General features: G+C 71.1%; 25 protein-coding genes and 1 riboswitch. Of the genes, 10 read left to right on the forward strand and 15 right to left on the reverse strand.

The features are described 5' to 3' along the window. Window positions 1-7 precede the first annotated feature (7 nt). Complete coding sequence (locus tag ACQPY0_RS07045) at window positions 8-1,117, forward strand: hypothetical protein (RefSeq protein WP_432986109.1); 1,110 nt, start codon at window positions 8-10, stop codon at window positions 1,115-1,117. A gap of 124 nt (window positions 1,118-1,241) precedes the next feature. Further along, entirely contained in the window at window positions 1,242-1,628 is a 387-nt protein-coding gene (locus ACQPY0_RS07050) for a hypothetical protein (RefSeq protein ID WP_432986111.1), read from the forward strand. 66 nt (window positions 1,629-1,694) lie between these two features. Here ACQPY0_RS07050 and ACQPY0_RS07055 read toward each other — a convergent pair whose 3' ends face one another. The 3 genes from ACQPY0_RS07055 to ACQPY0_RS07065 all read right to left on the reverse strand — a co-directional run bounded on the left by ACQPY0_RS07055 (window position 1,695) and on the right by ACQPY0_RS07065 (window position 6,604). Then, entirely contained in the window at window positions 1,695-3,803 is a 2,109-nt protein-coding gene (locus tag ACQPY0_RS07055; RefSeq protein WP_432986113.1) for a putative bifunctional diguanylate cyclase/phosphodiesterase, read from the reverse strand. Between the two features lie 11 nt (window positions 3,804-3,814). Further along, on the reverse strand, window positions 3,815-4,624 hold the full coding sequence (locus ACQPY0_RS07060) for an SAM-dependent methyltransferase (RefSeq protein ID WP_432986115.1): 810 nt from the start codon (window positions 4,622-4,624) through the stop codon (window positions 3,815-3,817). Window positions 4,625-4,753: 129 nt separating this feature from the next. Beyond that, window positions 4,754-6,604 (reverse strand): bifunctional metallophosphatase/5'-nucleotidase, encoded by a 1,851-nt coding sequence (locus ACQPY0_RS07065; RefSeq protein WP_432986117.1) that lies wholly within the window; start codon window positions 6,602-6,604, stop codon window positions 4,754-4,756. A gap of 348 nt (window positions 6,605-6,952) precedes the next feature. Between ACQPY0_RS07065 and ACQPY0_RS07070 the strand changes: the two genes are divergently transcribed. The 3 genes from ACQPY0_RS07070 to ACQPY0_RS07080 all read left to right on the forward strand — a co-directional run bounded on the left by ACQPY0_RS07070 (window position 6,953) and on the right by ACQPY0_RS07080 (window position 9,714). After that, the gene (locus ACQPY0_RS07070; RefSeq protein WP_432986118.1) at window positions 6,953-7,366 is read left to right on the forward strand and encodes a hypothetical protein; all 414 of its coding nucleotides are present in this window, start codon (window positions 6,953-6,955) and stop codon (window positions 7,364-7,366) included. Between the two features lie 61 nt (window positions 7,367-7,427). After that, window positions 7,428-8,420 carry an NAD-dependent epimerase/dehydratase family protein gene (locus ACQPY0_RS07075; protein ID WP_432986120.1) on the forward strand — a complete coding sequence of 331 codons (993 nt, stop codon included), beginning with the start codon at window positions 7,428-7,430 and terminating at the stop codon, window positions 8,418-8,420. Between the two features lie 370 nt (window positions 8,421-8,790). Continuing rightward, window positions 8,791-9,714, forward strand: coding sequence for a sigma-70 family RNA polymerase sigma factor (locus ACQPY0_RS07080; RefSeq protein WP_432986122.1), 924 nt, complete (start codon window positions 8,791-8,793; stop codon window positions 9,712-9,714). Between the two features lie 69 nt (window positions 9,715-9,783). Here ACQPY0_RS07080 and ACQPY0_RS07085 read toward each other — a convergent pair whose 3' ends face one another. From ACQPY0_RS07085 to ACQPY0_RS07115, 7 genes are all read right to left on the reverse strand, one after another. Further along, window positions 9,784-10,197 (reverse strand): Rv0361 family membrane protein, encoded by a 414-nt coding sequence (locus ACQPY0_RS07085; protein ID WP_432986124.1) that lies wholly within the window; start codon window positions 10,195-10,197, stop codon window positions 9,784-9,786. A gap of 54 nt (window positions 10,198-10,251) precedes the next feature. Continuing rightward, window positions 10,252-11,034, reverse strand: a complete 783-nt coding sequence (locus ACQPY0_RS07090; RefSeq protein WP_432986126.1) for a methyltransferase domain-containing protein — start codon at window positions 11,032-11,034, stop codon at window positions 10,252-10,254. A 64-nt stretch (window positions 11,035-11,098) separates the two neighbouring features. Then, complete coding sequence (locus ACQPY0_RS07095; protein WP_432986128.1) at window positions 11,099-12,007, reverse strand: NlpC/P60 family protein; 909 nt, start codon at window positions 12,005-12,007, stop codon at window positions 11,099-11,101. A 37-nt stretch (window positions 12,008-12,044) separates the two neighbouring features. After that, window positions 12,045-12,206, reverse strand: a riboswitch (cyclic di-AMP (ydaO/yuaA leader). Window positions 12,207-12,445: 239 nt separating this feature from the next. Further along, window positions 12,446-13,264, reverse strand: coding sequence for a DUF5753 domain-containing protein (locus ACQPY0_RS07100; RefSeq protein ID WP_432986130.1), 819 nt, complete (start codon window positions 13,262-13,264; stop codon window positions 12,446-12,448). A gap of 322 nt (window positions 13,265-13,586) precedes the next feature. After that, window positions 13,587-14,606 carry a hypothetical protein gene (locus ACQPY0_RS07105; protein ID WP_432986132.1) on the reverse strand — a complete coding sequence of 340 codons (1,020 nt, stop codon included), beginning with the start codon at window positions 14,604-14,606 and terminating at the stop codon, window positions 13,587-13,589. A gap of 845 nt (window positions 14,607-15,451) precedes the next feature. After that, complete coding sequence (locus ACQPY0_RS07110; protein ID WP_432986134.1) at window positions 15,452-16,087, reverse strand: hypothetical protein; 636 nt, start codon at window positions 16,085-16,087, stop codon at window positions 15,452-15,454. A gap of 129 nt (window positions 16,088-16,216) precedes the next feature. Then, the gene (locus ACQPY0_RS07115; protein ID WP_432986136.1) at window positions 16,217-16,951 is read right to left on the reverse strand and encodes a M50 family metallopeptidase; all 735 of its coding nucleotides are present in this window, start codon (window positions 16,949-16,951) and stop codon (window positions 16,217-16,219) included. A 12-nt stretch (window positions 16,952-16,963) separates the two neighbouring features. On the opposite strand from ACQPY0_RS07115, the gene ACQPY0_RS07120 reads away from it, so the two are divergent. The 4 genes from ACQPY0_RS07120 to ACQPY0_RS07135 all read left to right on the forward strand — a co-directional run bounded on the left by ACQPY0_RS07120 (window position 16,964) and on the right by ACQPY0_RS07135 (window position 20,372). Next, the gene (locus ACQPY0_RS07120) at window positions 16,964-17,458 is read left to right on the forward strand and encodes an N-acetyltransferase family protein (RefSeq protein WP_432986138.1); all 495 of its coding nucleotides are present in this window, start codon (window positions 16,964-16,966) and stop codon (window positions 17,456-17,458) included. Window positions 17,459-17,548: 90 nt separating this feature from the next. Next, entirely contained in the window at window positions 17,549-19,132 is a 1,584-nt protein-coding gene (locus ACQPY0_RS07125) for a serine/threonine-protein kinase (protein WP_432986140.1), read from the forward strand. A gap of 58 nt (window positions 19,133-19,190) precedes the next feature. Continuing rightward, window positions 19,191-19,550: a DUF1801 domain-containing protein gene (locus ACQPY0_RS07130; RefSeq protein ID WP_432986142.1), complete on the forward strand. Its 360-nt coding sequence runs from the start codon at window positions 19,191-19,193 to the stop codon at window positions 19,548-19,550. Between the two features lie 84 nt (window positions 19,551-19,634). Continuing rightward, window positions 19,635-20,372, forward strand: a complete 738-nt coding sequence (locus ACQPY0_RS07135) for a GNAT family N-acetyltransferase (protein ID WP_432986144.1) — start codon at window positions 19,635-19,637, stop codon at window positions 20,370-20,372. Window positions 20,373-20,478: 106 nt separating this feature from the next. On the opposite strand, the gene ACQPY0_RS07140 is transcribed toward ACQPY0_RS07135, so the two are convergent. The 3 genes from ACQPY0_RS07140 to ACQPY0_RS07150 all read right to left on the reverse strand — a co-directional run bounded on the left by ACQPY0_RS07140 (window position 20,479) and on the right by ACQPY0_RS07150 (window position 23,406). After that, window positions 20,479-21,246, reverse strand: a complete 768-nt coding sequence (locus tag ACQPY0_RS07140) for an FAD:protein FMN transferase (RefSeq protein WP_432986146.1) — start codon at window positions 21,244-21,246, stop codon at window positions 20,479-20,481. 101 nt (window positions 21,247-21,347) lie between these two features. Next, a complete protein-coding gene (locus ACQPY0_RS07145) occupies window positions 21,348-21,899 on the reverse strand; it encodes an FMN-binding protein (RefSeq protein ID WP_432986148.1) in 552 nt (183 codons plus the stop codon). A gap of 127 nt (window positions 21,900-22,026) precedes the next feature. Next, window positions 22,027-23,406, reverse strand: a complete 1,380-nt coding sequence (locus tag ACQPY0_RS07150) for a ferredoxin reductase family protein (RefSeq protein WP_432986150.1) — start codon at window positions 23,404-23,406, stop codon at window positions 22,027-22,029. 387 nt (window positions 23,407-23,793) lie between these two features. Here ACQPY0_RS07150 and ACQPY0_RS07155 point away from each other — a divergent pair, with 387 nt between their 5' ends. Beyond that, a complete protein-coding gene (locus tag ACQPY0_RS07155) occupies window positions 23,794-24,318 on the forward strand; it encodes a hypothetical protein (protein WP_432986152.1) in 525 nt (174 codons plus the stop codon). 188 nt (window positions 24,319-24,506) lie between these two features. Here the strand turns inward: ACQPY0_RS07155 and ACQPY0_RS07160 are convergent, their stop codons facing one another. Together ACQPY0_RS07160 and ACQPY0_RS07165 are read right to left on the reverse strand one after the other, a co-directional pair. Continuing rightward, window positions 24,507-24,983 (reverse strand): GNAT family N-acetyltransferase, encoded by a 477-nt coding sequence (locus tag ACQPY0_RS07160; RefSeq protein ID WP_432986154.1) that lies wholly within the window; start codon window positions 24,981-24,983, stop codon window positions 24,507-24,509. A gap of 165 nt (window positions 24,984-25,148) precedes the next feature. Continuing rightward, window positions 25,149-25,838 (reverse strand): DsbA family oxidoreductase, encoded by a 690-nt coding sequence (locus ACQPY0_RS07165; protein WP_432986156.1) that lies wholly within the window; start codon window positions 25,836-25,838, stop codon window positions 25,149-25,151. Window positions 25,839-26,014 lie beyond the last annotated feature (176 nt).

Below are 26,014 nucleotides of genomic sequence, written 5' to 3' on the forward strand. Positions count from 1 at the left end.
AAGCGCGATGTCCGACTTCGACGAGGTGCTGGAGCTGCTGCTCAGTGATCCCGGCTTCAAGGCCCGCCTGGCCGCCGACCCGGCGGGCACCCTGGCCGGCTACCGGCTGACCCCGGACGAGCTGGACATCCTGCAGTCCCAGCTCGGCGACGCGGGTGGTCAGACCCACGTGGAGCAGCGCACGAGCAAGGCCAGCATGTTCGGGGTGTTCTCCTCGATCGGCTCCGGCCTCGGCGACGTGCTGCACGGCCACGGCCACGGCGTCAGCGCCCACGGGCTCCCGGGTGCCGACATGGGGCACCGCCTGCACGACGTGGTCGAGCAGCAGTACGGCGGCCGGCACGCCGCCCTCGAGCCGGCCGGCGCGGGCGACGGCCCACCCGGGGCGTCCGGGTTCGAGGAGGTCCACACCAGCTCGCATCAGGAGTCGTACTCCGAGTATCACAGCGAGGTCCACACCTCCGGCACGGTGTACCACTCCAGCACCTACGCCGGCGTGACCGGCGGCACCCCATCGCCCGCGCCCGGCGGCGCCCACGGCCTCGGCGCCGCCCTGTCCGGAATTTCGGATCAGATGGATTCGTCCGGCGCGGCGCAGGATCAGGGCACGGCCGGGCTGGGGGCGTCCGGCGGGGGGCTGGGCGCCGGCCTGGCGGGCCTGGCTGAGCAGGCCGGTTCCCACGGCTCGGCCGGGCCGGGCGCGTCCGCCGGAGGAGTCGGCGCCGGCCTGGCGGGCCTGGCTGAGCAGGCGGGTTCCCACGGCTCGGCCGGACTGGGCGCGTCCGGCGGGGGAGTCGGCGCCGGCCTGGCGGGCCTGGCCGAGCACGCCGGCCACGCGCAGGTCCCCGGGGCGGCCCCGACCGACGGCTACCACACGCGCGTGGACTGGGACGGCGACGGTCGCTGGGACCAGCACACGTACGTCAACCGGGCCGACGGCGGCGTGGACATCGTGGTGGACAAGGACGGCGACGGCCGCGCCGAGTTCATCGGCCACGACACCAACCGCGACGGGCTGATCGACTCCTCGGAGATCGACTTCAACCACGACGGCGTGATGGACGCGCGCTACGAGGACGTCAACGGCGACGGCTGGCTGGACCGCCGCACGCGCTGATCCCGGGACTTCAGGGTCGCCCGAAGCGAGTGGCACGTTTCGGGGAGCAGGGCGCTCGGATCGTTCCCTACCGTTCTAGATGTACCGCGCTGCAGCGGTACACCGAAGAATCCGGGAGCAGGTTATGAGCGACTTTGACCTCGACTGGGGCATGGAGCACGATCTCCACGTCGACCACGACGGCGGAGTCGACCATGGCCTGGCGGGTGACCCCCATGGGTACGACCAGCACGGCCACGCCTACGACGACAGTCAGCACGAAGATCAACACGAAGATCACTTCGCCGGCGAGACCCACGACCCGGGCCTCTACGGCGAGACCGGCGTGCCCGGCCACGACGACGCCCCGGCGCTCGACGAGCCGGACCTGGACCTGCCGGAGTGGCAGCTGGACACGGACTTCCTGGATGGCCACTACGACCTGGTCGGCGCCGCCCCGGACGAGACCGACATGTGGCACCAGTTCATGTCGGACATGCACGAGGAGATCAACCCATACGCGGCCAACTGAGCCGCCGATGAAGACCCGCCGGCCGGTGTGCGCTCCGGAGCGCACACCGGCCGGCGTCGTTGCCGGCTACAGTTCGATGGCGCTGGCGGGGCCGGAGCCGGCGTAGTACCAGCCCTGGGCCGTGTCGCAGCCCAGTTCCTTCAGGCGGGTGGCCTGCTCGGCCGTCTCCACGCCCTCGGCCGTCACGCTCAGCTTCAGGGTGTGAGCCAGGCCGATGACGGCGGCCACGATCTCCTGGTCGACCGGGTCCGGGCGCTCCGGCGGGCGCAGGCCCGCGACGAACGAGCCGGCCAGCTTCAGGCTGTGGACGGGCAGATTGCGCAGATACGCGAAGTTCGAGTAGCCCGTGCCGAAGTCGTCGATGGCGATGCGCGGGCCCAGCGCGGCCAGGGCGGCCAGCGCCTCGATCGGGTCGTCGCCGGTGCTCATGACCGCGCTCTCGGTCAGCTCCAGCTGCAGGCCCTCCGGTGGCAGGCCGGTCTGCTCCAGGATGGCGCGCACGTCGCGGACGATGGTGCGGTCGCGCATCTGACGTACGGCCAGATTGACGCTCATGATCGGGGCGCGGTCGCCGGCCGTGCGGCGCCACTCGGCGGCCTGGCGGCAGGCCTCCTGCAGGACCCAGCGGCCCAGCGGGACGATGAGGCCGGTCTCCTCGGCCATGCCGATGAAGGCGTCCGGGCCGAGGACGCCGAAGCGCGGGTGGCGCCAGCGCACCAGGGCCTCCACGCCGATCGTGACGCCGTCGTCGAGGCGGACCAGGGGTTGGTACTCCACGAAGAACTCGCGCCGCTCCAGCGCCGCCGGCATGCTCGCGGAGAGCTCGTATCGCTTCACCTCGCGTGCGTGCCGCTCGGCGTCGAAGAGCGCGAGCCGGTTGCGCCCGTCGGCCTTGGCCCAGTAGAGGGTGGTGTCGGCGGCCTTCATGAGCTCCCCGGCGCTCGTGCCGCGCACCGGCTGCTCGACCACGCCGATGCTGGCCGAGATGCTGATCTCGTGGCCGCCGACGTGGACCGGGGCCCGGACGGTGTCCAGCGCCTGCTCGGCCACCGCGACCACGTCCTCGATGCCGTGGCACTGCTCGACCAGGACCACGAACTCGTCGCCGCCCATGCGCGCGACCAGCTGGCGCTCGTTGTTGATCGAGCGGGCCAGACGCCGGGCCACGGTCTGCAGGAGCTGGTCGCCGACGTCGTGGCCGAGCGTGTCGTTGATGACCTTGAAGCCGTCGACGTCGAGGTAGCAGACCCCGACGCGGGTCTCGCTGTCGCCGGCGGGGTCCAGCAGCGCGTTGATGCGCTCGTAGAACAGCGTGCGGTTGGGCAGCTGGGTCAGCGGGTCGTGCAGCGCCTGGTGGCGCAGGCGGACCTGGAGCAGGTGCCGCTCGGTGATGTCCTCGAACATCGCCACGAGCCACCGCGGGCGCCCGTCCTCGTCGCGGATGATCGAGGCGACCAGGTCGGTCCAGACTCGGTGGCCGTCCTTGCGCACGTAGGGCTTCTCGATGCGGAACTGCTCCCGGCCCCCGGAGAGCACCTCGTCGAACATCGCCCCGGCCGTGGGCGGGTCCTCGGGCAGCACGAAGTCGTCGAAGGACATCGCGCGCAGCTCCTCGGCGGTGTATCCGAGCATGTCGCACAGCGCCTGGTTGACCTCGATCACCTGGCCGTCGATGGTGCTCACGCTCATGCCGATCGCCGCCCCGGCGAAGATCGCCTGGAAGCGCGCCTCGCTGACCCGGCGCCCCTCCTCGGCGCGGGCGCGGGCCCACAGCGCCGCGGTGCGGATCTCCTCCTGCTCGTCGAGGACCCGGTCGCGCAGCGCGAGCGCGTAGCCCGAGGCGAGCGCGCCCTGGATCTGCGCGACCCGCTTCACCGGCGCGTTGCCGAACTGCTCGGCCAGCACCGCGAGGGTGCGCTCCAGCGTCGTGGGCTCGGTGAAGTGTGCGGCGACCAGGGTCGAGCCGACCTCGCGCACGTCGGCGGGGTCGAAGGTCTCGGCGGTCAGCGCGTGGATGAGGCGGCTGGCGAGGCTGGTCAGGAAGTCCTGGACCTCGAGGCCGTTCATCGACACGTAGCTGGTCCCGGCGATGGCCAGCGACCAGGCGCGCGCCATCCGTTCGGCGGCGCGATGGGGGCGGTCCCACGACGTCGGCGTGGGGCTGATGGCGGTCATGACGGTCCGGGTCAGTCTTTGCGCGCGACGACCGCGCACCCGACCGCGTTGCCGTCGGGTGGCGACTCCTCGTCGCCGTCCGGGCGCCATGCATGGGTGGCCACGACGCCGGGCTCCAGCAGGGTCAGGCCACCCATGAGCGCCGCGACCTGCTCCGTGGTGCGCAGGATGAGCGGGGTGGGCGACTTGCGGTACATCTCCCAGGCGTCTTCCTCGGCGGGGGTGAGCGGCCGGTCGAGACCGGCGTGCGAGAGCACCACGTGGCTGCCGGGGGCTCCGGCGGCGGCGTATCCGGCGACGATCCCCGCCGGGTCCAGCTCGTCCGGGACGAAGTGCAGCACCGCGACGAGCAGGAAGGCGACCGGGCGGGTGAAGTCCAGCAGGCCCTGGACCTGCGGCTGGTTCAGCACCTTGGCCGGCTCGCGCAGGTCGCCGGCGACCACGGCGGTGCCCGGCACCTCGGCGAGGATCGCCCGGCTGTGCGCGACCGCGACCGGGTCGTGGTCGACGTAGACGACCCGGCCGTCGCTGACGCCCGCGTCGGCGAGCACCTCGTGGACGTTGCCGACGGTCGGGATGCCCGAGCCGAGGTCGAGGAACTGCCGCACGCCCTGGCGGGCCAGCTCTCGCACCGCGCGGCGCAGGAACGCCCGGTTGCTGCGGGCGAGCCCGGCGACGGCCGGCATCACGCGCAGGACCTGCTCGGCGAAGGCCCGGTCGGCGGCGAAGTTGTGCGAGCCGCCGAGGTAGTAGTCATAGACCCGGGCCACGCTCGGCCGATCGAGGTCGACGTCCGCCGGGGCCCAGCTTGGACGATCCACAGATCAACGCTCCTCGACCTTGGCCGCTACGGGCGTCTGCGAGCATACGTGTGGGCGGGCGGCGAGAAAACCCGGCCGCCCGCCCAACGCAGTACTTTCAGTTGATCTCTACGAAGCGATCTTGGTGTATCAGGCGATCTTGGTGTAGCGGTTCGCCGGGCCCGGCGCGATGGGGCCGGTGCCCAGGTGTGCGGTCAGGGCGTCGACGTCGAAGCCCGGCGCGGTGACGCGGCCCGTGCCCTTGGCGAGGTTCAGGAATCCGTCACCGCCGTTGGCCAGGAAGTCGTTCGTGGTCACCTTGTAGGTGGCCGCCGGGTCGAGCGCGACGCCGTTGAGCTTGATGTCGCTGACCTTGGACCCGGCCGGCGCCGACGCGCTGTAGGTGTAGGTGAAGCCGGCCGACACCTGCAGCATGCGCTGCACGGTCTGGCCCTGGAAGCCCACGAACTGCTGCTCGAGGACGTCCTTGATCTGCGCGCCGGTGAGCGACTGCGTGACGACCAGGTTGTTGAACGGCTGGACCGTGAAGGCCTCGCCGTAGGTGACCTGGCCGGGTGCCTCGCCGCCGGGCGAGTTCGCGTAGGTCAGCGACGCGCGGATGCCGCCCGGGTTCATGAACGCGATCTGCGCCCCCGCGGAGGCCTTGGTGTAGGCCAGCTGCGCGTCGGCGATCACGTCACCGAGCGGGGTCTCGCCGGAGGCTGCCTGGGTCGTGGTGATGTCGGCGGTGATGCTGCCGATGACCCGGTTGGCCAGCGGGGCGACCGCGACGCGGTACTTGTCGGCGATCTTCTTCACCTTCGGGTCGACCAGGGCCGGGTTGCGCACCGGGATGCCGGCCGCGTCCTTCTGGTAGGTCCCGTCGGCGTTCTTCACACCGTTGTCGACGATCACGTTGGTCGCTGACGCGTCGACGAACTTGCGCGTCTTCTTGTCCAGGGTGACCCGGATGTCGCTGACCAGCGTGCCGGCCGTGCCCGCGCTCGTGACCAGCGAGTTGGCGCCCGAGGAGTTGGGCAGCTCGCAGCTGTAGAAGCGGTGGGTGTGGCCGGAGACGACGACCCCGTAGGCCGGGTTGAGGCCCTTGGTGATGTCCGTGATCGGGCCGGCGAAGTTGGCGCAGCCGGACGGGTCCAGCGGCGCGGGCGGGCTGCTCTGCAGGCCGCCCTCGTGCACCACCAGGACCAGCGACTTGATGCCGAGCCAGCCCAGGATGGTGGCGTACTTGTTCGCCGTCTCGACCTCGTCGTGGAAGTCGACGTTCTTGATGCCGGCCGGGTTCACGATGCCCGGGGTGGCCTCGAGCGTCATGCCGACGTAGGCGACCGGCACGTTGTCGTAGAAGCGGATGCTGAAAGGCAGCAGGATCGGCAGCCCGGTGGACTTCTGGGTGACGTTGGCGGCGAGGTAGGAGAACTTCGCCCCGTTGAACCCGTCGCCGTCCTGGCAGCCGTCGGTCGGGTGGCAACCGCCGAACTGCATCCGGTAGAGCTCGGTCACGCCCTCGTCGAACTCGTGGTTGCCCACGGCGGCGAGGTCGACGCCCATCGCGTTGAGCACCTCGATCGCCGGCTCGTCGTGGAACGCGGCGCTCACCAGCGGGCTGGCGCCGATGTTGTCACCGGCGACGACCGTGTCGCTGTACTTGACGCCGGCCTTCTTGGCGTCGTTGCGCAGCTTGGTGAGGTACGTGCTGAGGTACTCCGAACCACCGGCGGGCACGCCGTTGATGAGACCGCCGCTGCCGGTCGGCGGGTCGATGTTGCCGTGGAAGTCGTTGAACCCGAGCAGCTGCGCGGCGACCGTCGGCCCGGTCTTCTGGGCGAACGAGACCTTGGCCGGGGTCAGCGGGGTCCACTGGTCCGATGCCTGCGGGCTCCCGGTCTTGGCCAAGGGCAGCAGAGCGACGACCGCGACGGCGAGTGCGGGCACCGCGAGGTGCTGCGCGATCCGCCAGCCGCGGGCGCGTGGCTGGGCCATGCTCTCTCCTTTTGGGAAGCTTTGTTTCGAAGGGATACATGCGTTGATGCACATCCTTTCGAAGTCCTGGATCGGGCGCGAGCATCGGCGGCCGTCAGGTAGATGTCCGGCGGGTAACGGAGAGGGTTGACGCAACGGGGCCGCCCGAACAGGCAGTGCGCGCTGCGTGACGATGTGGTATCGCTAGGTATTTAGTACGTTGCCGGGGAGGGGACACCGCGGGTTCGAAGGCGGTCACCATGCTCAGGCGGTCACCTGCGCCTGGCACTGCTGTGGCCGGTCGACGTCCAGGCCGCCGGCCACGGCTCGCAGCTGGAGATCACGGCGCAGCCCGGCGCCGAGCGGCTCGTGGTGAGCAACTCCGACGGCACGAACACCACGACGAGCCCGGTCGCCGGGGCGTTGCGGGACTGGCACACGTACGTCATCGCGTGGGCCCCTTCGGGCTTCCGCGTCTCCGTCGACGGCACCCGGCGCTCCCTCGACCCGGCCGTCTCCACCGAGCCGCGCTGGTTCGGCTTCGCGGTCACCACCGGCGACGAGGCCGACACGCCTGCCGAGTTCCAGATCGACTACCTGCGGATCTGGGCCTTCGACCCGGTCGCCTCGGCCCCGGCCGCGCGGCCGTCCACTGTGGACTCAGCGCGGCGCGGCGCCCCCGGGCCGGCACTGGTCGCTCTGGCCGGCCGCGGCCGCGGTCACGGCGCCCTCGTGATCCACAAGACCCGCCCGTACCGGCCGCCGTCCGCGCTCCGGGCGTAGCGGGATCCGCCGAGCGCGAACGGGCCTGTCAAAACCCGGCCGCGGCGAGAATCCTCGGCGGATGAGCATCCTCGTTCTCGGCGGCACGGTGTTCCTCGGCCGCGCCGTCGCCCGCCACGCCCTCGAAGCCGGTCACGACGTCGTCTGCGCCGCCCGCGGCGAGTCCGGCGAACCCGTGGAGGGCGTCCGGTTCGTCCGCGTCGACCGCGACGACCCGGACGGCCTCGCCGCGCTGGACGGTGAGTATGACGCGATCGTCGACGTGGCCCGCCACCCGCACCACGTCCGGCACGCCGTTGCCGCGCTCGCCGGCCGGGCCGCCCACTACACCCTGGTCTCCAGCGGATCGGCGTATTCCGACGTCGCCACCCCCGGCCAGCGCGCCGCCACCGCCCCGCTGCTGGCGCCCGGCTACGACGACGACCCCGGCGCCGGCGCGGAGGAGTACGGGCGGTGCAAGGTCGCCTGCGAGCGGCTCGCGGTCGAGGGCTTCGGCGCCGACCGGACGTTCGTGCTGCGGGCCGGCATGATCGTCGGGCCCGAGGACCCGACGTATCGATTCGAGTACTGGGTGCGCCGGGCCGCGCGCGGCGGCGAGGTGCTCGCCCCGGGCGAGCCGGACGAGGCGGTGCAGCTCGTGGATGTGCGCGACCTCGCCGAGTGGATCGTGGCGGCCGGCCGTGCCGGGCTCGCGGGCGCCTTCGACGGCATCGGCCCGGCGATGAGCAGGGCGCAGTTCCACGCCGCGCTCGGCGAGGGCGTCGGCGTGGCGCAGGAGCTCACCTGGGTGGCGCAGGACTTCCTGCTCGATCGCGAGGTGGCGCCGTGGAGCGGCCCGCGGTCGCTGCCGTTCTGGCTGCCCCTGCCGCGATACGCCGGCTTCATGGCCCGCGACGTGACCGGCTCGCTCGCCGCCGGCCTGCGCGTCCGTCCGCTCGCGAGCACCGTGCGCGACACGTTCGAGTCCATTCGTGATGCATCCCACATCGATACGAAGAACGGACTGGGTATCGATGAGGAGACCGAGTTGCTGGGGCAATGGCACGCGCGATAGGTGCGTTCGCCCGAAAAGCCTGTCGTGCGGCCGACAGCTGCCGATGAAGAGCCGTGCCCAAGCGATCGCCCGGTGCCGCCAAGGACCGGCGTTCCCAGGGAACTCACAGCGAATTCAGGCGTCTGACGGGCAGGAACACCACGTATCACTTGTTGCAACCGAAGCGAACCGGGGCAGCCTCCCGAGCGTCTAGGTAAGTGGTGCAACTCTCAGGGGTCGTCACCGAATCGCCCCCGGGGGCGGAATTCGGAAGGCGCTTCGACTGTTGTGTAGGGGGCATACCCGGGGGGCACCCGTTTTAGCAGGGTGAAACGGGGAAGGCGAAGGATGGAGCGGGGAGGGGCCCGAAGTGGAGAACGTGAAAGTGGAGATGCGACCCGACACAGGCGCCGAGGAGCGTGACCTGGTCGGCGTGTACCTGCATGAGATCTCCCGCACGCCGCTGCTCGACGCCGCTTCTGAGGTCGAGCTGTCCAAGGCGGTCGAGGCGGGGCTTTACGCCGAGCACCTGCTCGACACCGAGGAGATCCCCGACGGTGTGACCGCCGCCGAGCTGCAGCGCCTGGTGGCCGAGGGCGAGCGGGCGAAGGACCGGTTCATCCGGGCCAACCTTCGGCTGGTGGTGTCGATCGCGCGGCGTTACGTGCGCTCCGGCATGCCGATGCTCGACCTCATCCAGGAGGGCAACACCGGCCTGGTGCGCGCCGTCGAGAAGTTCGACTACGTGCGTGGATACAAGTTCTCGACCTACGCGACCTGGTGGATCCGCCAGGCGATCAGCCGGGCGATCGCGCAGCAGGAGCGCACGGTCCGCCTGCCGGTGCACCTCGTCGAGGACGTCAACCGGATGCGCAACGTCGCGCGGCAGCTCACCCGCGAGCTGGGCAACGAGCCGGAGCCGGAGCAGCTGGCCACCGCGCTCGGCGTGCCGGTCGAGCGGGTGCACGAGCTGATGCGCTGGTCCCAGGACACCGTGTCGCTCGACACCCCCGTGGGTGACGACGGCGACACCAACCTGGGCGACCTGGTCGCCGACTCCGACGCCCCGTCGCCGGAGGAAGTGGTCCTGGCCGCCCTGGAGCGGCAGCGGATCGAGGGCCTGCTCAACCACCTCGACGACCGTTCGGCCGGCATCATGCGGGCCCGCTACGGCCTCGAGGACGGCCGTGAGCACTCGCTGACCGAGGTGGCGACGCGGTTCTCGCTCTCCCGTGAGCGGATCCGCCAGCTGGAGATCCAGGCGCTCGGCCGGCTGCGCGAGCTGGCCCGCGCCGAGGGCCTGCAGGCCGCGTAACGACGAAGAATTCCCCCAGAGACGGCAAAGCCCCAGGTCGGTGCGGACCTGGGGCTTTTTCGACGCGTTTTAGTAGGGATTGCCGCAAACCTTCCACGAGCCGCTCTCCTTGACCAGCGAGAATTCGTGGCTGTTCGAGGCGCCGTTCTTGTACGTGACCGTGCCGGAGATCGACGCGGTCTCGTGGCCGTTGCTGTTGTAGTAGGAGCCGCCCCAGTCCAGGTCGTGCGAGACCGGCTGGTTCTTCTGGACGTACGCCTCGAAGGTCTCCGGCCCGTAGCTCTTCTGCGTGCTGGCGCACAGCAGCTTGTACGCGGCCTGGTTGTTGCCACCCTCGAGCGCGCTCAGGAAGTCCCCGGTCGCGGCCTTCGGCGCCTTGGTGGAGGAGTTGAGGACCAGGAAAAACGCGGCCGAGCCGCCGCCGCAGCAGATCACGACGGCGCCGATCACGCTGAAAATGACGATCTTCAGGGTTTTACTCACGCGCGCCAGCCTAGGAACGCGCGGCGACGCGCGATGTAAACCACCCGACGCGGGTCATGACCTGTGTGCGACGACGAACAGGCGCGGGAACGGCATGATCGTGCCGAACGGCTCGTTCGGGTACCGCCGGCGCAGGTGCTCCTTCACCTCCGTGGTGAACGCTTCGAGGTCGTCGCCGGACAGCGCGTCGAGGTACGGGCGCAGGCCGGTGCCCTTGAACCATTCGAACACCGGATCGTCGCCGGGTAGCACGTGGTAGTAGGTCGTCTCCCACGCGTCGACGGCCAGGCCGGCGGCCGACAGCAGGCGGACGTACTCCTCCGGGCTCAGCACCGGCGAGGCGGCCCGTGGCCCGGTGGAGCCCAGCGCGCCGGACAACAGCGGGGCCCAGCGCGGCCCGGTCGCGACCTCGTCCAGGCCCGGGTCGAACTTCGCGGTCGGCACCTGGAAGGCGAGCGTGCCGCCGTCGTCGAGGGCAGCGGCCCACAGCGGCAGCAGCCGCTCGTGCTCGCCGACCCACTGCAGCGAGGCGTTGGCCACAATCACGTCGAGGGAGCCGCGCTGGGGGCTCCACTGCCCGGCGTCGGCGAGCTGGAAGCGCAGCTGCGGCGTCGCGAAGGCGTTCGCGGCCTCGATCATCGCGGGCGAGGAGTCCAGGCCCAGGATCGCCGCGTCCGGCCAGCGCTCGGCGAGCGTGGCGGTCATCGCGCCCGGGCCGCATCCGAGATCGACGACGGCCACCGCCGCGGTGGTGGGGACGCGGGCGACGAGCTCGCGGAACGGCCGGGCGCGTTCGTCGGCGAAGCGGTTGTACTGCTGCGGATCCCAGGAGGCCATGGCCCCAATGATGAAGGGCCGCGGACCGTTGCGGTCCGCGGCCCTTCATATCGTCGTCAGGGGCCTAGATCTTTACGCGGCCGTATCCGTAGACGCTGCCGCTGATATTGGCCACCCTCACCACGTCGCCCGTGTGCGGGGCGTGGATCATCCGGCCGGGCGACACGTAGATGCCGACGTGGCCGAGGCTGTTCATGAAGACGAGGTCGCCGGGTCGGGCCTCCGACGCGGAAATGTGCTGGACGACCTTCCACTGGTCCGCGGCGACGTGCGGCAGATTCGCACCCACCTGCTTCCAGGCCATCATCGTCAGCCCCGAGCAGTCCCAGGAGTCCGGGCCGGCCGAGCCCCAGTGGTAGGGCTCGCCCTGCTGCGCGTAGGCGAAGTTGATGACCTTCTGGCGCGTGGCGTCGTCGACCTGCGGCGCGTTGACGCTGTTGTAGCTCACCTTTTTGGCGCCCGCGGCGGTCGCCTTCCGCTGCAGGTCCTGGAGCTTCTTGAGGTCGCCCTCGATCTTCTTGCGCTGGTTCTCGAGATCGGCCTTCTGGGTGTTCTGCGCCGCGATCGTCTCGTCCATCTTGGACTTGGCGGCCTTGTAGTCGTCGATGCTCTTCTGCTGTTGATGGGTGATCTGCTGCAGCATCGACAGCTGGTCCATGAGCGAGCCCGACGACGTCGCGTTGAGGACCATGTTGAGGTTGCGCAGGTTGCCGTTGGTCTTGAACGCGGCGATCGCGATCTGCTCGACGCCGGCATTGGCGTTGGTCACGCTGTCCTCGAGCGCCTTCGCCCGGGTTTGGGAGTCGGTCAGGTCGGAGTTGATCTTGTTCCAGGCCTCGACCGTGTGCTCGAGTTCGTCGTTCGACTTGTCGAGCTGGGCCTGGATCTCGGCCAGCGTCGGGTCGGCGTGTGCGACCGTGGCGGGTGCGAGCACGGTGAGTGAGATGAACCCGATCACAAGGGTCCGCAGCACCGACCGGCGGGCACGATGTCCAGTGGACAAGGAAAGACCCTTCATGCACCGACCGCCTACCGGGTTAGCTGACGGGTTCGGGCGAGAAGAGATAGCGCCCTACCGCAGCGTTGCGGATTCACCCCAGATGAATGGGTCCCCGGTTCGATGGGCGCGCCCGGGGAGGGTGCGCTCGAACTCGATTCGGCGGCGCTTGCCCGGTGTCATCCGGGGTGGATGACGAACTGCCGAGCAGGCCAGCGCCTAACTTAACGTGAGCATCCGCCAGGCGAAAGGCGTGCGTCCCGATCGATATCTATTACCCTAAAAGTCCGGATTACCGCCGGTTGGCCCCCCGTTTCAGGCCGTGACATTGGTACCGAACGGTTACGGACGCGAAGCCCGGCGACGAGAAGCTGTGACCCCGCCGGGGCCCCTCGCCGAGGGGCCCCTCCCGGGCTACTTCAGCTCGCCGGCCACCTGCCGCATGAGGTCGAGCGTGGCCTCCTGCGACAGGGCCCGCTCGGTGAGGCGGTCGAGCGCACCGCGGTACATCGCGATGAGCTCCGGCTCCTCCCACAGCAGGTGCTGGCGGTAGAGCACACCGTCGTCGGCGCCGAAGTCCAGCAGCGCGAAGTCGCCCTCCCACCCCGGGTGGTAGCCGGCGTTGAGGGGCACGACGCGGACGTCGGCGTACGGCCGCTGCGCCATCTCGATCGTGTGCTCCAGCTGGTCGACCAGCAGCGCCTCGTCGCCCGGGACCGGATTGCGGCGCAGCACCGACTCGTCGAGCAGCGCCTGCAGGCGCGGCGGCTCCTCGCGGCCGAAGAGCTCCTCCTGCCGGCGGGCGTGGAACTCCACGCGCCGCTCCGACTCGGTCTCGGACGTCGCGTGGGCGTACCGCCGGGTCTGCAGCAGCGCCGGAAACATGATCGGCGCCCACTCGCCGACGCGGGCCGCCTCCGCCTCGAAGCCGACGTACGTGACCAGCTGTGCCGGCAGCGTGGGGCGGTACTCGTCCCACCACATCCGCCGCTTCGCCGCCCGGGCCAGCTCGAGCAGCTCGTCGACCGTCCGCGGGTCGTGGACCCGGTAGTAGGCCAGCAGGCTGCGCAGGTCGCTCACGGAGATGGCGACCGTGCCGTTCTCGATGCGGATGAGCTTGGACAGCGACCACTCCATCTCGGCGGCCACCAGATCCTGGGTCAGCTCCCGCTCGCGCCGCAGCCGTCGTAGCTCGGCTCGGAGGCGGCGCTTGCCCACGATAGGCCCGCTCATGGCCATCACCCCAATCGCGTACACATGGCATCGCCCCAGTCGAGGGCTCCTGGTGTCTACCCGGATTGCGGCAGATGCACCTATCTGGAGGCGTGTGCTGCGAGAAAGATTTTGGCCATGGCGCTGGCGAGGTCGCCCGGGCCGGTGGAGGCGACGGCCTGGCCGCCGTCTCGCGCAGGACGGTCATGCCGGCGTCGCCACCGTGGCCGATCGCGAGAAACGCCGACGCCATCTGCCGCATCGCCTCACGCCGCGACACGCTGGAGCGGTCGTGCACCTGGTCGTTCATCGCGGCGGACGCGGCCACGAGCAGCGGCGCGTGCTATGCCAGCCGCCGGTGCTGCGCCCACGTCGACGCCCACTCGGCCACGTTGTCGGGCAGGTCGATCGACGCCTGGTACTTCGCGGTCAGCCCGTCGCCGCTGGGCGCCGCGTCGCCGCCGACCGGCCGCAGCCCCCGGCTGGTCAGACCCGGCGCGAACTCCTTGGCGTGCATCCGGTCGGCCAGCCGGGTGGCCAGCGCCTTGAGTTCGCCGTCGGCGGCCGCCTTCGGGGTGAGCAGGAGCGGGAAGTCGGCCTCGAGGATGGCGTCGGTTGGGTACAGGGCGGCCAGCGCGACCGGGTGGCGGCTCTGCTGGTACTTCCAGAAGTCCTGCTCGGTGAGCGTGAACAGCCCGACGTCGCGCAGCGCCCGGCCCGCGTCGCTCTGCTGCCCCATCCGCTCCAGCAGCTTCGCCGGCTCCGCCTCGGCATCGGCCAGCCGGGCCCGCACCGACAGCGCCCGCGTCTGCGCGATGCCGGGGTCGGTCGTCGTGCGGGCCATCGCGCTCTGGACCTCCATCGCGGCGAGCAGCCCGGCGGTGTCGCGCAGCGGGCTGCCCATGCTGAGCTTCGGCACCTGCCCGTTGTTCAGCCCGGCGGCGATCGCGGCCCAGGCCGGCGGGTGCTCGGGCCACCCGAGCGTCTGGGCGAACGCCTTCGGCGCGGCGATCACGACGGGCGTGCGGGCCAGCGGCACCGGGTCGGGCGCGTAGTCGAACTTGGCCAGGCGCGCCCAGGCGGCCGTGGCCGGGATCCAGGCCTCGCCGCCGGCGTAGGTGTCCTGGGCGGTGACCGCGATGAGCCGGCAGCCGCCGGGCGGGTTGGCGCCGATGTCGGCGGCGGCCTGCTCGACCACCGGGGCGAGTTCGGGGGTGACGGACACGCGCAGCACCTCGCGCCCGCCGCAGGTGGCCCCGGCGCCGCCGCCGGCGCTCTCGTCCTGGCTCGTGCCGCCACTGCGGGAGGCGAGGTTGAGCCCCACGGCGACGCCCGCCCCGACCGCGAGCGCGACGATGCTCACGCCGGCCGCGATCCAGAGCTTCGTGCCTGACCCGGCCCTGTGCTCGCGCGGCGGCGCCGGGGGAGCCGGTGCGGGCGCTGGCCGCCACGCCCGGCGGGCCGAGGCGGCCGTATGCGCCGGCGGAGGCGGGGGGACGTCCTCCGCCGGCGCATACGGCTCTTCCTCCCTGTACTCCGCGGAGTACTCGTCGTCGTCGGCCGGTGCCCAGGGGGAGGAGCGTCCGGCCCACGCCGACGGTTGTGCGGTGTCCGTGGGGGCGCCCGCCGGAGCCGGCGCCGGTGGGGGAGTGCTCATGGCCTGAGGGGCCCACGGGGAGGGCGGTCGGGGCGCCTCACGCGGGGGCGGGACGTAGATCCCGTCGGGCGTGTGGTCGTCGTCGCGACGCCGATGATGCCGGCCCTCCGACATGGCACCTCTTCTGCTCTTCGTGTTCTTCGCTGTTCTCGCAGGTCGCTGCGCTGCGCGATGCGGTCAACCTAGCACCGGCCGGCGTCGATGTGTGACGGGATGATCACCGAAAGATCATGACCGGGCCTTGCGGTATCTGAAGACTGTTGCAAATGCCGCACTTCGCCGCGCTCGGGTGCGGACAATTCCGGCCGAACTCGCAGGCATGCCGGGCCAGGCTCGCCGCTCTCAGCGTGCCCTTGGCTTGGCCGCCGGCGCCGGTCTGCTCGCGGTCACTCATGGCCCCAATGCGGAAGCGGACGCGACAACCGGGGGGCTGGCGAATCGCGCCCGCTTCCGCACTTCGGGGGGCGAGTAAAGCTCTGGTTGGTGTTACGGCCCGGCCGCGCACCCCGTCCGCACCTCGTGGCCTTCCCGGGAGTCCCTTTCGCCGGGGTTCAGGCCGCCCACATGGCCGAGAACGCCGCCGCCTCCCCGGCCAGCCACCGCTCGACCTCATCGCCCTTCACCGAGGGGTTCTGCCGCAGCACTTCTCCCCGCCGCACGTCCACCAGCACCGCCGTGGCGTTGGGCAGCACCAGATCCATGTGCCGCCCCATGAGGTGCAGCGTCGCCACGGCCGCCTCGTCCTGCGGCGGCTCCTCGTCGAAGTGCAGCCGCACGGCCTCCCCGCGGCCGTCCGGATAGCGCAGCCCGAAGTGTGGATTGATCTTCACCGGTAGCGTCCCGATCATGCACAGCGCGTCGCGCACCGGCGTGACCTCGACCGGCGTCGGCAGGGACTCGAGGTAGCGCAGGGCGCCCGGCACGACCGCCTCGTAGAGCGGCTTCCAGCGGGCGTTGACCTGGTCGACGACGGCGTTGAGGTAGGTGCCGCCGGTCCGGAACTGGATGTCCGCCTTCAGGGCCTTGACGAGCTTCCCGTGCGGGTTGAAGCCGTGCCCCGACTCGCGCTGCCGGCGTAGCCCGCCGACGAAGCTCGCCTTGCGCGGGCCGGTGCGCCCGACGTAGCGGGTGAAGCTCAGCAGGGTCGCGTAGGGGACGGAGCCGGTGGTGGTTACGGGCGCTGTCACTGGCGCTCTCCTCCCAGGTCAAGAGCGTCTTTCGTACATACATTCTAATGGACGGACGCAAGGATTCCCACCCGGATTCGACGCTGGGTGAACAGAAGTTCGGCGCGCCGTAGTGGTCCTGGAAGAAGGTCAGCCGACGAGGTCGCCGATCGGGCCCAGCATCAGCCGGACGCCGAAGGCGAGGCAGCCGATCACGACGATGACGAAGAACCCGACGTACACGATCGCGGGGACGCGGGTCAGCCGGGCGATCTGGTCGGCGTCGGAGTTGGGCGCCTGCCGGCGGAAGCGGGACTGCTGCAGCTCGAAGACCGCGCGCACCCCGCCCAGCAGCATGAACCACGCGAAGGCGTACGCGAACGCGCTCTGGATCTTCGGGTCGGTGAACCAGGACACCGCGAAGATGATCGCCCCGGCGACGACCACGGAGATGACCCCGTAGAAGTTGCGGATCATGATCAGCATGAGCACCAGCAGTACGAGCAGAAGCCAGAGCAGGATCGTGATCCGTCCGGCCCCCAGGATCGCCGCGCCGGCGAGGCCGAGCAGGGACGGTGTGATGTAGCCCGCCAGGCCGGTGATGACCATGCCGGGGCCGTTGGGGCGGCCCTTGGACAGGGTCAGGCCCGAGGTGTCCGAGTGCAGGCGGATGCCGGAGAGCCGTCGTCCGCTCAGCACCGCGGCCAGCGCGTGGCCGCCCTCGTGCGCGATCGTCACGAAGTTGCGCATGACCTTCCACGCCGGCCGCAGCAGCACGGCCAGGATCGCGGCGACCGCGGTGGCGATGACCACCTCGCGGGGCGGGGCGGGCTGGCGGGTCCAGGCGTCGTGCAACACGTCGAACACGACTGCAGAGCCTGCCATCTTGCGTGTTGAATGAACAGCGTGGAGATCAGGCGCTTTGCGGACACCGACTGGCCGGGCGTGTGGGACGTGTGGCACGAGGCCGTCTCGGCGGGGGAGAGCTACGACAACGCGCCCGACTCGACGGAGGCCGACGCGCGCGGGCACTGGCTGCTCCCGGCGCCGTGGGAGCAGTGGGTCGCGGTCGAGGGCGGCGAGGTGCTCGGGACGTACAAGGTCGGGCCGAACAAGGGCCGGCTCGGCGCGCACGTGTCGAACGCGAGCTTCATGGTCTCGTCCCGGGCCCGAGGCCGGGGCCTGGGACGCACGCTGGGGGAGCACTGCCTCGACCGTGCGCGGGCGCTGGGCTACTCCGCGATGCAGTTCAACGCCGTCGTGTCGACCAACACCGTGGCCGTGCGGCTGTGGCGGTCACTGGGCTTCATCATCGTCGGCACCGTCCCCGACGGCTTCCAGAGCACGAAGCACGGGTTGGTGGACTTCCATATCATGCATCGTTACCTGTGAAGGTGTCGAACGCTCCGAAGATCCCCCTTGGGGGGCGTACTTGCTGGTACGGCTTGTGGCCTTCATCTTGCATTCTGTACCAATAGCCCGATGCGTACTCCGCCCGAAGCGCGCTACGACACGGATGGTCACCACAGCGGTGACCTGACCGGCTACCGCATCGGTGACGCGTACGAGCTGATCGAGCCCATCGGCGGCGGCGGGACGGGCACCGTGTGGCGGGCCCGCGCCCTCAACACTGACGAGCACGTGGCCGTCAAGCTGCTGCGCGAGGACCTGATGGCCGAGCCGAAGGCGGTCAGCCGTTTCGTGCAGGAGCGCGCGATCCTGCTCATGCTCCGCCACCCGCACATCGTCCGGGTCCGCGACCTCGTCACCGTCGGCACCTCGCTCGGCCTGGTCATGGACCTCGTCGAGGGCGGCAGCCTGCGCGACTACCTGCACGAGCGCGGCACGCTCCCGCCCGCCGAGGCCGCGACCCTGATCGCCCAGGTCGCCGAGGCCCTCTCGGCCGCCCACCGCCGCGGCGTGGTGCACCGCGACCTGAAGCCCGACAACATCCTGCTGGACCGCGTCGACGGCGAACTGCACTGCCGCCTCACCGACTTCGGGATCGCACGCGTCCTGGACACCCCGAGCATGACGACGCCGGGCGCCCTGGTCGGTACCGCCAACTATGTCGCCCCCGAGGCGGTCTACGGCGGCCGGCCCGCCCCGGCAGCCGACATCTACGCCCTCGGCGTCGTGCTGTTCGAGCTGACGACCGGCCGCCCGGCCTACGCCGGCGGCCCCGCCTGGGCGATCCTGCGCTGCCACGTCGACGAGTCCCCGCGCCGCGTGCACGGCATGCCCGACGCCGTCTGGCAGGTCGTGCAGCAGTGCATGGACAAGCGCCAGAGCCGCCGCCCCACGGCCCGTGAGCTCGCGACCACCCTGCGTGCCGTGGCCCGCCGCACGCGGGACGACCCGGCGCTTCCGCCGCAGTCGATCGACGAGCGCCTGACCACCCTCCAGCCCCCGGTGGTCCCGAGACAGCGCACGTCCCCGCGGCGTTCCCGGGCCGCATTTCTCGCGGTCGTACTGGTAGTGCTCGCCCTGCTGGCCCTCCCCGCCTGGCACTACGCGACCCGCGAGCACCGCACCGACGCCGCCGAGGGCGCGCACGCGACCCAGGCCCCGGCCGCCCCGCCCCCGACGGTCGCGAGCCCCGCCCCCGCCGCGGCCCCCAGCCGCAACCCCACCGCCCCGCGCGCCGAGGGCAACAGCGCCGCCCCCTCCCTGCAGCCCGGCGCCCAGGTCGAGGGCTCGGTGATCTTCGGCCCCTGGATCTGCGCCGACGGGTACACCTGGGACCTGGGCCATCCCCTCCTCGCCCGGCCCTGCCACGCCCTGGCCACCGACCGGGTCCGCATGATCGGCCACATGCAGGGCATCCCCGGCGTCCAGGCCGACGTCACCCTGTCGGTCCTCGACGTCGACTCCGGCCGCCCGGCCGACGGCCCGCACCCGTGCAACGGCCTCATGTTCACCGACTTCGCCCCCGACCACGACTGCGGCCCGTTCGAGGCCCGCCTGCCCACGGGCCACCGCTACGTGATCGTCGAGAAATGGGCGTACACCGGCCGCGCCCTCCTGCCCGGCGGCGAGGTCCGCGGCGTGGAGTTCGACTGGTAGTTCCAGCTGTCGGGAATGGGGCCCGAAAAATGTCGTACCTGTGTGGTGAGGTGTGGGCATGACGGGGAATGAGCCGGCGGGGCTGGAGGAGCTGCTTGACGAGCACTGTGCGAGCATCAGCGCCCTGACCCGCCACCTGCGCGAAGTGATCTTGACCGCCCGCCCCGAGCTGACCGAACGCGTCTACCGCGGCTGGCCCGGCCTGGGCTTCCACCATCCGTCCCGCGGCTGCATAGCGGCGGTCTTCCCCGGCGCGGACTGCGTCTCGGTCGGCTTCGAACACGGCGCCGACCTGCCGGACCCGCACGGCCTGCTGGAGGGCACGGGCAAGCGGCTGCGCTACCTCCGCTTCAAACCCGACGACAGCGCCCCCACCCACGAGCACCTGATCGAATACCTGGACCTGGCCACCGCCTGACGGCCAGGACGCAGTCCCGGCATCCGCGGTCACTGGCCGGGTTTCTCGATGGCGTGCACGCCAGCCGATTGCCATCATGCGACCGTGACCAACGATCCGCTGCTCGAACGCGCCCGGCAGCTCTGGGCCGACCTGGCCGGGACGCCGGTCACCTTCACGGAGTCAGCCATCGAAGTGGTGGCCTCCCCGCAGTCGTTGCTGTGTCCGCCGGGCTGGGTAGGCATCGTCGCTCTGGGCCGCGCCGTGATCGCCACCGCGCCCGACGACGACACCGCCGAGATCGTGAAGCACGCCCTCGCCGACCTGCCCGCGACCGCTGTGATCGACCCGGCCCCGGTGCGTGACAGGTTGCCGGTGAAGGAGACGCTGGGACCAGCGACCTTGGCCTACTGCGATGCGGCCGGCTTCCACCCGGCCGAGTCCAGTGCCGTCGAGACGATCTCGGCGGTCCACACCGATATGACAGCTCTGCTCGCTCGGGTGCCGGCCGGGGACGCCGACGAATCCGGTCTGGCCGGCATCACATCCCCGGCATTCGTGGTCCGCACCGGAACGGACGTCATCGCGGCGGCAGGTTACCGAGCCTGGCCCAGGCGCACCGCCCACGTCAGCGTGCTGAGCACCCCAGCAGCCCGCGGACGAGGTCTTGGCCGCGTTGTCGCTACCGCCGCCGTCGCCCACGCACTCGACGCCGGCCTGCTCCCTCAGTGGCGAGCCCGGCCAGAACCGTCACGCCGGGTGGCCCGAGCGCTCGGCTTCCGCGAAGTGGGCGCCCAACTGAGTATCAACCTCATGCCCGCCGACAGCGCTCAGCGATCCTGACCAACCCGGTCACGCCGAACCTTGATGTCTGTGGGCGAAGGGTGGCCTTACCGCTGCGCGGGCCGTGCCGGGGGCTTCGCCTCGGGCGGCCGGACGTGGGCGGTTGTCAGGTGGTCTGGGACGGGGCGACCGGGAGGCCGTCCGAGCGCAGGGCCTGGCCGTCCTCTGTGACGACCGCGGACTCGTGGCCGGGGAGGGTGGCCAGCCAGTCGATGCCCTTGAGGCCCATGGCGAGCGCGGCGGTCGCGTAGGCGTCGGCGGTGCCCAGGTCCGGGCCGACCACCGTCACCGAGCGCAGTTCCTCCGCCGGGGCGCCGGTGCGGGGGTTGAGGACGTGCAGGCCGCGCTCGTACGTGCCCGATGTCGCCACCGCGGTGCCGGAGACCTCCAGGACCCAGGCCACCGACAGCGGCTCCCACGGGTGGCGGACGCCGACCCGCCAGCGGTCGCGGCCGCGTGGGGCGCCGCGGACGAAGACGTCGCCGCCGGCGTTGAGGCAGTGGTTGGCCGAGCCCGCCTCCCGCAGGCGGTCGCAGGCGCGCTGGACGGCCCAGCCCTTCACGTATCCCGACGGGTCCAGGCTTCCGGCCACGTTCACGTCGAAGTAGCCGTCGGTCTCCTCCCACAGCTCCGCACAGCGGTCCAGGACCTCGCCCACGACCGGGGAGCAGTCCTCGCGCCGCAGCTCGCCGCGGGCGAGGCGGCTGATCTCGCTCTGCGGCTTGTACGTGCTGAAGATGCCGTCCACCAGCCGCAGCCAGTCGAACACGCCGTCGGCCAGCCGCTCCAGCTCGCGCACCGGCAGGTCGTCGTCGAGGTCGAGGCTGATCGCCATGCCCATGACGTGCTCGACCCGGATCAGGCTGTGCGTCATCGCCTGCCGCCGGGGCGAGCGGTTCCCTTTCCCACACGAGCTGTCATACCCACCAGGGCGTCCGGCTCGCCTGCGCTCGTCCCGTTCGCGGACATGGCGGGTCAGGCCTGGTGGGCACGGTCGATGGCGGACTGCAGCGAGAGCTTGTAACCACTGCTGGTGTACGTGGCGCCGGAGACCGTGTCGATGTCGGCGCTCTGGGCGGTCAGCGCCTCGGCGCGCAGCTTCGGCAGCGCGGAGTTGTTGATCTGGACCGATCGGGAGTGGTCGCTGGGGGAGTCGAGGACCTTGACGTCGGTGATCTTGCCGCCCGACACGACGATGGACAGCTCGACATTGCCGTACTCGACATAGATCGGGTTTCCGTTGAAGGTCCCGTCCTTCATCGTCGTGCGGGGCGGCTTCGGCGCGGCGGTGGTCGGCTTGGCGGCCGGCTGGGTGGCGGTCGTCGTCCGGGTCTGCCCCGGGTCGGCCTGGGCCGCGCCCGGGGGCAGTGCGCCGGCCGGGGCGGGTGAGGCGCCGGGCGCGGGGCTGCCGGCCGACTTGGGCTGCATGGCCTGGTCGGTTGCGGGGCTGCTGAACCCCGCCTTGGCGCCGACGAGCAGCATCGTGCCCGCGGCGGTGCCCATCAGGGCCATCACGGCGCGTCGCATGGGGCTCCAACTCCTCCGGCGGCTGGCACCGCCTCGAACATGGCTGCGGGACGCACCCCGGGCGAAGCACCGGCGCCGGTGGCGGGCCCCGGGGCGTTCACGGCGTGCGACATCATGGGACGACCGCTCAGAACTCGAACGGGTCCAGGTGGACCTGGCTGCGCGGGACGCGCAGGCGGCGCAGGACGTGCAGGGACTGCTCCACCAGCCCGTCGGGGCCGCAGAGATACACGTCGCGCTCCACGATGTCCGGCACCAGCTCGCGCATGCCGCCAGGCGTGAACAGCCGGCGCGGGCCCGGGGCGCGGCGGTCGCCGACCACGAACCACAGCCGGGCGTGGCGCAGCTCCGCCAGGTGCTCGATCTCGTGGCGCAGGTGCAGGTCGTGGACCGCGCTGGCGCGGTAGATCACGATCGCGCCCGGCGGCAGCTCCTCCAGCAGGGCGCGGATCGGGGCGATGCCGCTGCCGGCCGCGATCAGCAGGGCGCGCTGCTTGACGCGGCGGCTGGCGGTGAAGTCGCCCCACGGGCCCTCGACGAAGATCCGGGTGCCCGGGGCCATCGCGGCCAGGCGCTGGGTGTGATCGCCGACGGTCTTGACAGTCAGGCGCAGCCAGCGGCCGTTGGGCGCGGCCGAGAGCGAGAACGGGTGCGCCTGCCACCACAGGCCGCGACCGAGGAACCGCCAGCGGAAGAACTGGCCGGCCTGGGCGTCGAGGCCGTGCAGCCGGGCGCCGGTGATGTAGATCGACACCATGTCCGGGCCCTCGGTCACCACGTCGGCGACGCGCAGCCGGTGGCGCAGGTTGAGCGAGAGGGGCCCGACGACGCGACCCAGCACCACGGCGGCGATCGTCGCCACGTAGAACCCGATCCACGCGTATCGCCCGAGCCCTGGCCGGAACAGCTCCTGGCCGTTGGAGAACTGGTGGGCGAAGCCGAGCAGCAGCGCCAGGTAGGCGCTCAGATGCAGGAAATACCACAGCTCATAGGGCAGGGCCCGGCGCAGCGCCCGGATGCTCAGCAGCCCGATCAAGACCAGCATGCCGGCGGCGATGAACGCCGTGACCATGTCGGAATACTCGGTCAGGAGCGTGCCCAGCTCCTCGGTGAACCCCACGTTGTCGGCGTAGGAGTAGCCGACGGTGATCAGCGCCGCGTGGGCGAGGATCGTGACCAGCACCGAGCCGCCGAGCTCGCGGTGCCACAGCCCCAGGTGCCGGGCGCCGATCCAGCGCTCCAGGCTGCCCAGGCGGCTCATCAGGATGACCTGGACCAGAAGCAGATAGCCGGCGATCAGGCCGGTCACCCGGCCCGCGGCCTGCAGGACGTCGGCGCTCGTGTCGACCGAGCCGGTCTTGGTGCCGAGCCACCAGGGCAGGACGGCCAGGGCGAGGCCGCCCCAGAAGAGGGTGCGAAGGAGCAACCGTCCGGCGTTGTTGTGTTCGACCGGGCGGGCCGCCGGGGCGGCGAGCTGTCCGGCCGTGCGCTGTCTGGGGACGGTCATGGTTGTCTCGGCATACGGTGCATGTGGTTCCACTGCCATCGGTGATACCAGCGGCCCGGGGCCGGGCCCAGGGCCTTAATCGGGACTTCAGGTTGCGCTCAAGCTGCCTGCGGGGCACATGTTCGCACAGGGGTACGACACTTTCGCAGCGCGGATTTCAGGTGACGATGTAGCGACGTGCCATCGGATTCGCGCCCGATTGCACTGGGCTATATGGCCGTACGCTGATGGCGTTCCAGATGTCGGTCCGCGACGGCCGCAGCGCAGCACCAGCCACCGCTCTGGGGTCGGCGTGCTCGGCGAAAAGGATGAACCCGGCACAGCCACTGTGCCGGCGGCATAGCTTGAGCATCAACCAGGAGCTATGGCAGGTCTTAGACTGCACCGATGCGGCGGCTGCAGCGAATTGCCCTGATCTCGGTGGCGGTGCTCGCGGCGGTGGCCGCAACCGCCCTCGGCATGGCGTACTCGCTGGGCCTGTTCGCCGAGGCCGGACGCTTCAGCGCCGTGCCCGGCTGTGACGCCCTCGACCCCGCGGCCTTCGCGCCCGTGGTCACCGCCGCGAAGATCGAGGCCGACGGGGACAACTGCACCGTCACGGACGGCCAGGTTCAGGTCAACGTCGGCTACACGCTGGTGACCAAGCGTGGCAACGTCGGCGGCCCGCAGCTGGCGTCGCGCTACCTGACGGCGGTGGGCGGCGGCGACACCGAGACGCTCGGTGGCGTCGGGGACCAGGCGATCCGGCAGCGGACCCAGGCGATCGGCGCGCCGCAGGTCATCAGCATGCGCGTGAGCAACCTGATCGTCGTGCTGTCGGTGGTCAATCTCGGCGGGGGCGACCTGCCCGCCGGGGCTGAGGACGGGCTCGTGAAGGTCGCGACGGCCCTCGGCACCCGCCTGGGGGCGTGAATTTCGCCGATCGTCTTTCGCTCGGCCTGCAACAACTTACAAATCGGGCAAGATCGGGCGAATTCCGTGGGTCGCTACATCCGTAAATATCCCGAAATATGCCGACGCCTGGCTGCGGTGAGAGCGCGACCGGGCGTGGACGAGCAGTTCAGCGGTGGTGACGGCGCGAAGCGCGGTGACGGAACCGGTCAGGGGAGCTGGCGCAGGAAGCGGCCGGCGGCGTCGGTGCGGTCCTGGTATCCCAGCGCCCGGTAGAACGCGTGCGCCCCCTCGCGGGTCCGCAGGCTGGTCGCCTCCACACTGGAGCAGCCGCGCATCAGCCCGAACGTCTCCGCCGCCGCGACCAGGCTGGTCCCGATCCCCCGGCCGCGGGCCGCCTCGGCGACGGCGAGCGCCACGATCCGCAGCCAGGCACCGTCGGTCTCGAACGAGGGGATGACGTGCGCGGCGATGACGCCCAGCAGCTTGCCGCGCTCGTCCCAGACGAAAGCGGCCCCGTCCGGGTGCTCGCACCAGCGCTGCAGGCGCTCCGCGATGTTGCTCTCGGCTTGGGGATGACCGTCGCGCTCCAGCAGCCGGGCCACCTGCTCGGTGTCGTCCGGAGCGAGCCGGCGCACCCCGCGGGCGACCTGCTGGCGGTAGCTGTGCAGTACATCAGCGGTCATGAGTGAAGCGTAGAACCGGACGGCGGGGGTGTGCCTGCCGGAAAGTAGTCATTCACGTTCATGACGCTGTTGCGCACACTTGACGGTGCGCCTGCACGGCCTAATATTGTCGGCCGCACATGCACGTGCGCCGGGCCTCAAGAGCAAGACCCGGCAGCAGTACCGTCAGATCGCGCACGAATCGTCGGTGCACGTCCCCGAGGCGGCGTCCCCCGGGGCCTGCAGCACCGTCAGCGAGGACTGCCGCAGCGCCTGCTCGAAGACCTCCCGCGGCTGGGCGCCCGAGACGCCGATACGCTGGTTGAATACGAAGAACGGCACGCCGCTGATGCCGTACGCCCGGGCCTGCGCGATGTCCGCCTCGACGTCCTCGGCGAACGAGCCGTCCGCGAGCGCCTGCTTCGCCGCCACCTCGTCGAGCCCCGCCGCACCGGCCAGGCCCGCCAGGGTCGCGTGGTCGCCGATGTCGGCGCCGTCGGTGAAGTACGCGTGCATGAGCTTTTCCTTGACCTCGCCCTGGCGGCCGTGCACCTTGGCGAAGTGCAGCAGGCGGTGGGCGTCGAGGGTGTTCGCGGTGCGGGCGCGCTCGAAGTGGTACGTCAGGCCCTCCTGCGCCGCGATCCCGGTCACGTGCGCGAACATACCCTGGACCTGGGCGGCCGAGAGGCCCTTGCGTGCGGCGAGCGACTCGCCGATCGTGCGAGGGTCGCCGCTCGGGGTCGACGGGTCGAGCTGGAAGCTGCGCCACTCGATGCTGACCTCGCCCTGGAAGCTGGCCAGTGCCGCCTCCAGCCGCCGCTTGCCGATGTAGCACCACGGGCAGACGATGTCGGACCAGACTTCGATCTGAATCATGAGCGCGCACTCCTTGCCTCTGGTTGACGCTTCAACAATACCGCCACCAGCCGCCCATGTACCCACCCCGTGACAAGGAACTCCCACCCGCACCGCGCCCGTGTCCGTGTCCGCGCCCGTGTCCGTGTCCGTGCCGCGCCCGTGTCCGTGTCCGTGTCCGTGTCCGCACCGCGCCC

The sequence above is a fragment of the Dactylosporangium sp. CA-233914 genome (genome assembly GCF_050942935.1).
Classification (GTDB): domain Bacteria; phylum Actinomycetota; class Actinomycetes; order Mycobacteriales; family Micromonosporaceae; genus Dactylosporangium.

Excerpts from the sequence above, each read along its gene's own strand:
- ACQPY0_RS07045 (WP_432986109.1), top strand. The coding sequence starts at position 8 with ATGTCCGACTTCGACGAGGTGCTGGAGCTGCTGCTCAGTGATCCCGGC.
- ACQPY0_RS07050 (WP_432986111.1), top strand. The coding sequence starts at position 1,242 with ATGAGCGACTTTGACCTCGACTGGGGCATGGAGCACGATCTCCACGTC.
- ACQPY0_RS07055 (WP_432986113.1), bottom strand. The coding sequence starts at position 3,803 with ATGACCGCCATCAGCCCCACGCCGACGTCGTGGGACCGCCCCCATCGC.
- ACQPY0_RS07065 (WP_432986117.1), bottom strand. The coding sequence starts at position 6,604 with ATGGCCCAGCCACGCGCCCGCGGCTGGCGGATCGCGCAGCACCTCGCG.
- ACQPY0_RS07075 (WP_432986120.1), top strand. The coding sequence starts at position 7,428 with ATGAGCATCCTCGTTCTCGGCGGCACGGTGTTCCTCGGCCGCGCCGTC.
- ACQPY0_RS07080 (WP_432986122.1), top strand. The coding sequence starts at position 8,791 with ATGCGACCCGACACAGGCGCCGAGGAGCGTGACCTGGTCGGCGTGTAC.
- ACQPY0_RS07090 (WP_432986126.1), bottom strand. The coding sequence starts at position 11,034 with ATGGCCTCCTGGGATCCGCAGCAGTACAACCGCTTCGCCGACGAACGC.
- ACQPY0_RS07100 (WP_432986130.1), bottom strand. The coding sequence starts at position 13,264 with ATGAGCGGGCCTATCGTGGGCAAGCGCCGCCTCCGAGCCGAGCTACGA.
- ACQPY0_RS07115 (WP_432986136.1), bottom strand. The coding sequence starts at position 16,951 with ATGGCAGGCTCTGCAGTCGTGTTCGACGTGTTGCACGACGCCTGGACC.
- ACQPY0_RS07120 (WP_432986138.1), top strand. The coding sequence starts at position 16,964 with ATGAACAGCGTGGAGATCAGGCGCTTTGCGGACACCGACTGGCCGGGC.
- ACQPY0_RS07125 (WP_432986140.1), top strand. The coding sequence starts at position 17,549 with ATGCGTACTCCGCCCGAAGCGCGCTACGACACGGATGGTCACCACAGC.
- ACQPY0_RS07130 (WP_432986142.1), top strand. The coding sequence starts at position 19,191 with ATGACGGGGAATGAGCCGGCGGGGCTGGAGGAGCTGCTTGACGAGCAC.
- ACQPY0_RS07140 (WP_432986146.1), bottom strand. The coding sequence starts at position 21,246 with ATGACGCACAGCCTGATCCGGGTCGAGCACGTCATGGGCATGGCGATC.
- ACQPY0_RS07145 (WP_432986148.1), bottom strand. The coding sequence starts at position 21,899 with ATGCGACGCGCCGTGATGGCCCTGATGGGCACCGCCGCGGGCACGATG.
- ACQPY0_RS07150 (WP_432986150.1), bottom strand. The coding sequence starts at position 23,406 with ATGACCGTCCCCAGACAGCGCACGGCCGGACAGCTCGCCGCCCCGGCG.
- ACQPY0_RS07155 (WP_432986152.1), top strand. The coding sequence starts at position 23,794 with ATGCGGCGGCTGCAGCGAATTGCCCTGATCTCGGTGGCGGTGCTCGCG.
- ACQPY0_RS07160 (WP_432986154.1), bottom strand. The coding sequence starts at position 24,983 with ATGACCGCTGATGTACTGCACAGCTACCGCCAGCAGGTCGCCCGCGGG.
- ACQPY0_RS07165 (WP_432986156.1), bottom strand. The coding sequence starts at position 25,838 with ATGATTCAGATCGAAGTCTGGTCCGACATCGTCTGCCCGTGGTGCTAC.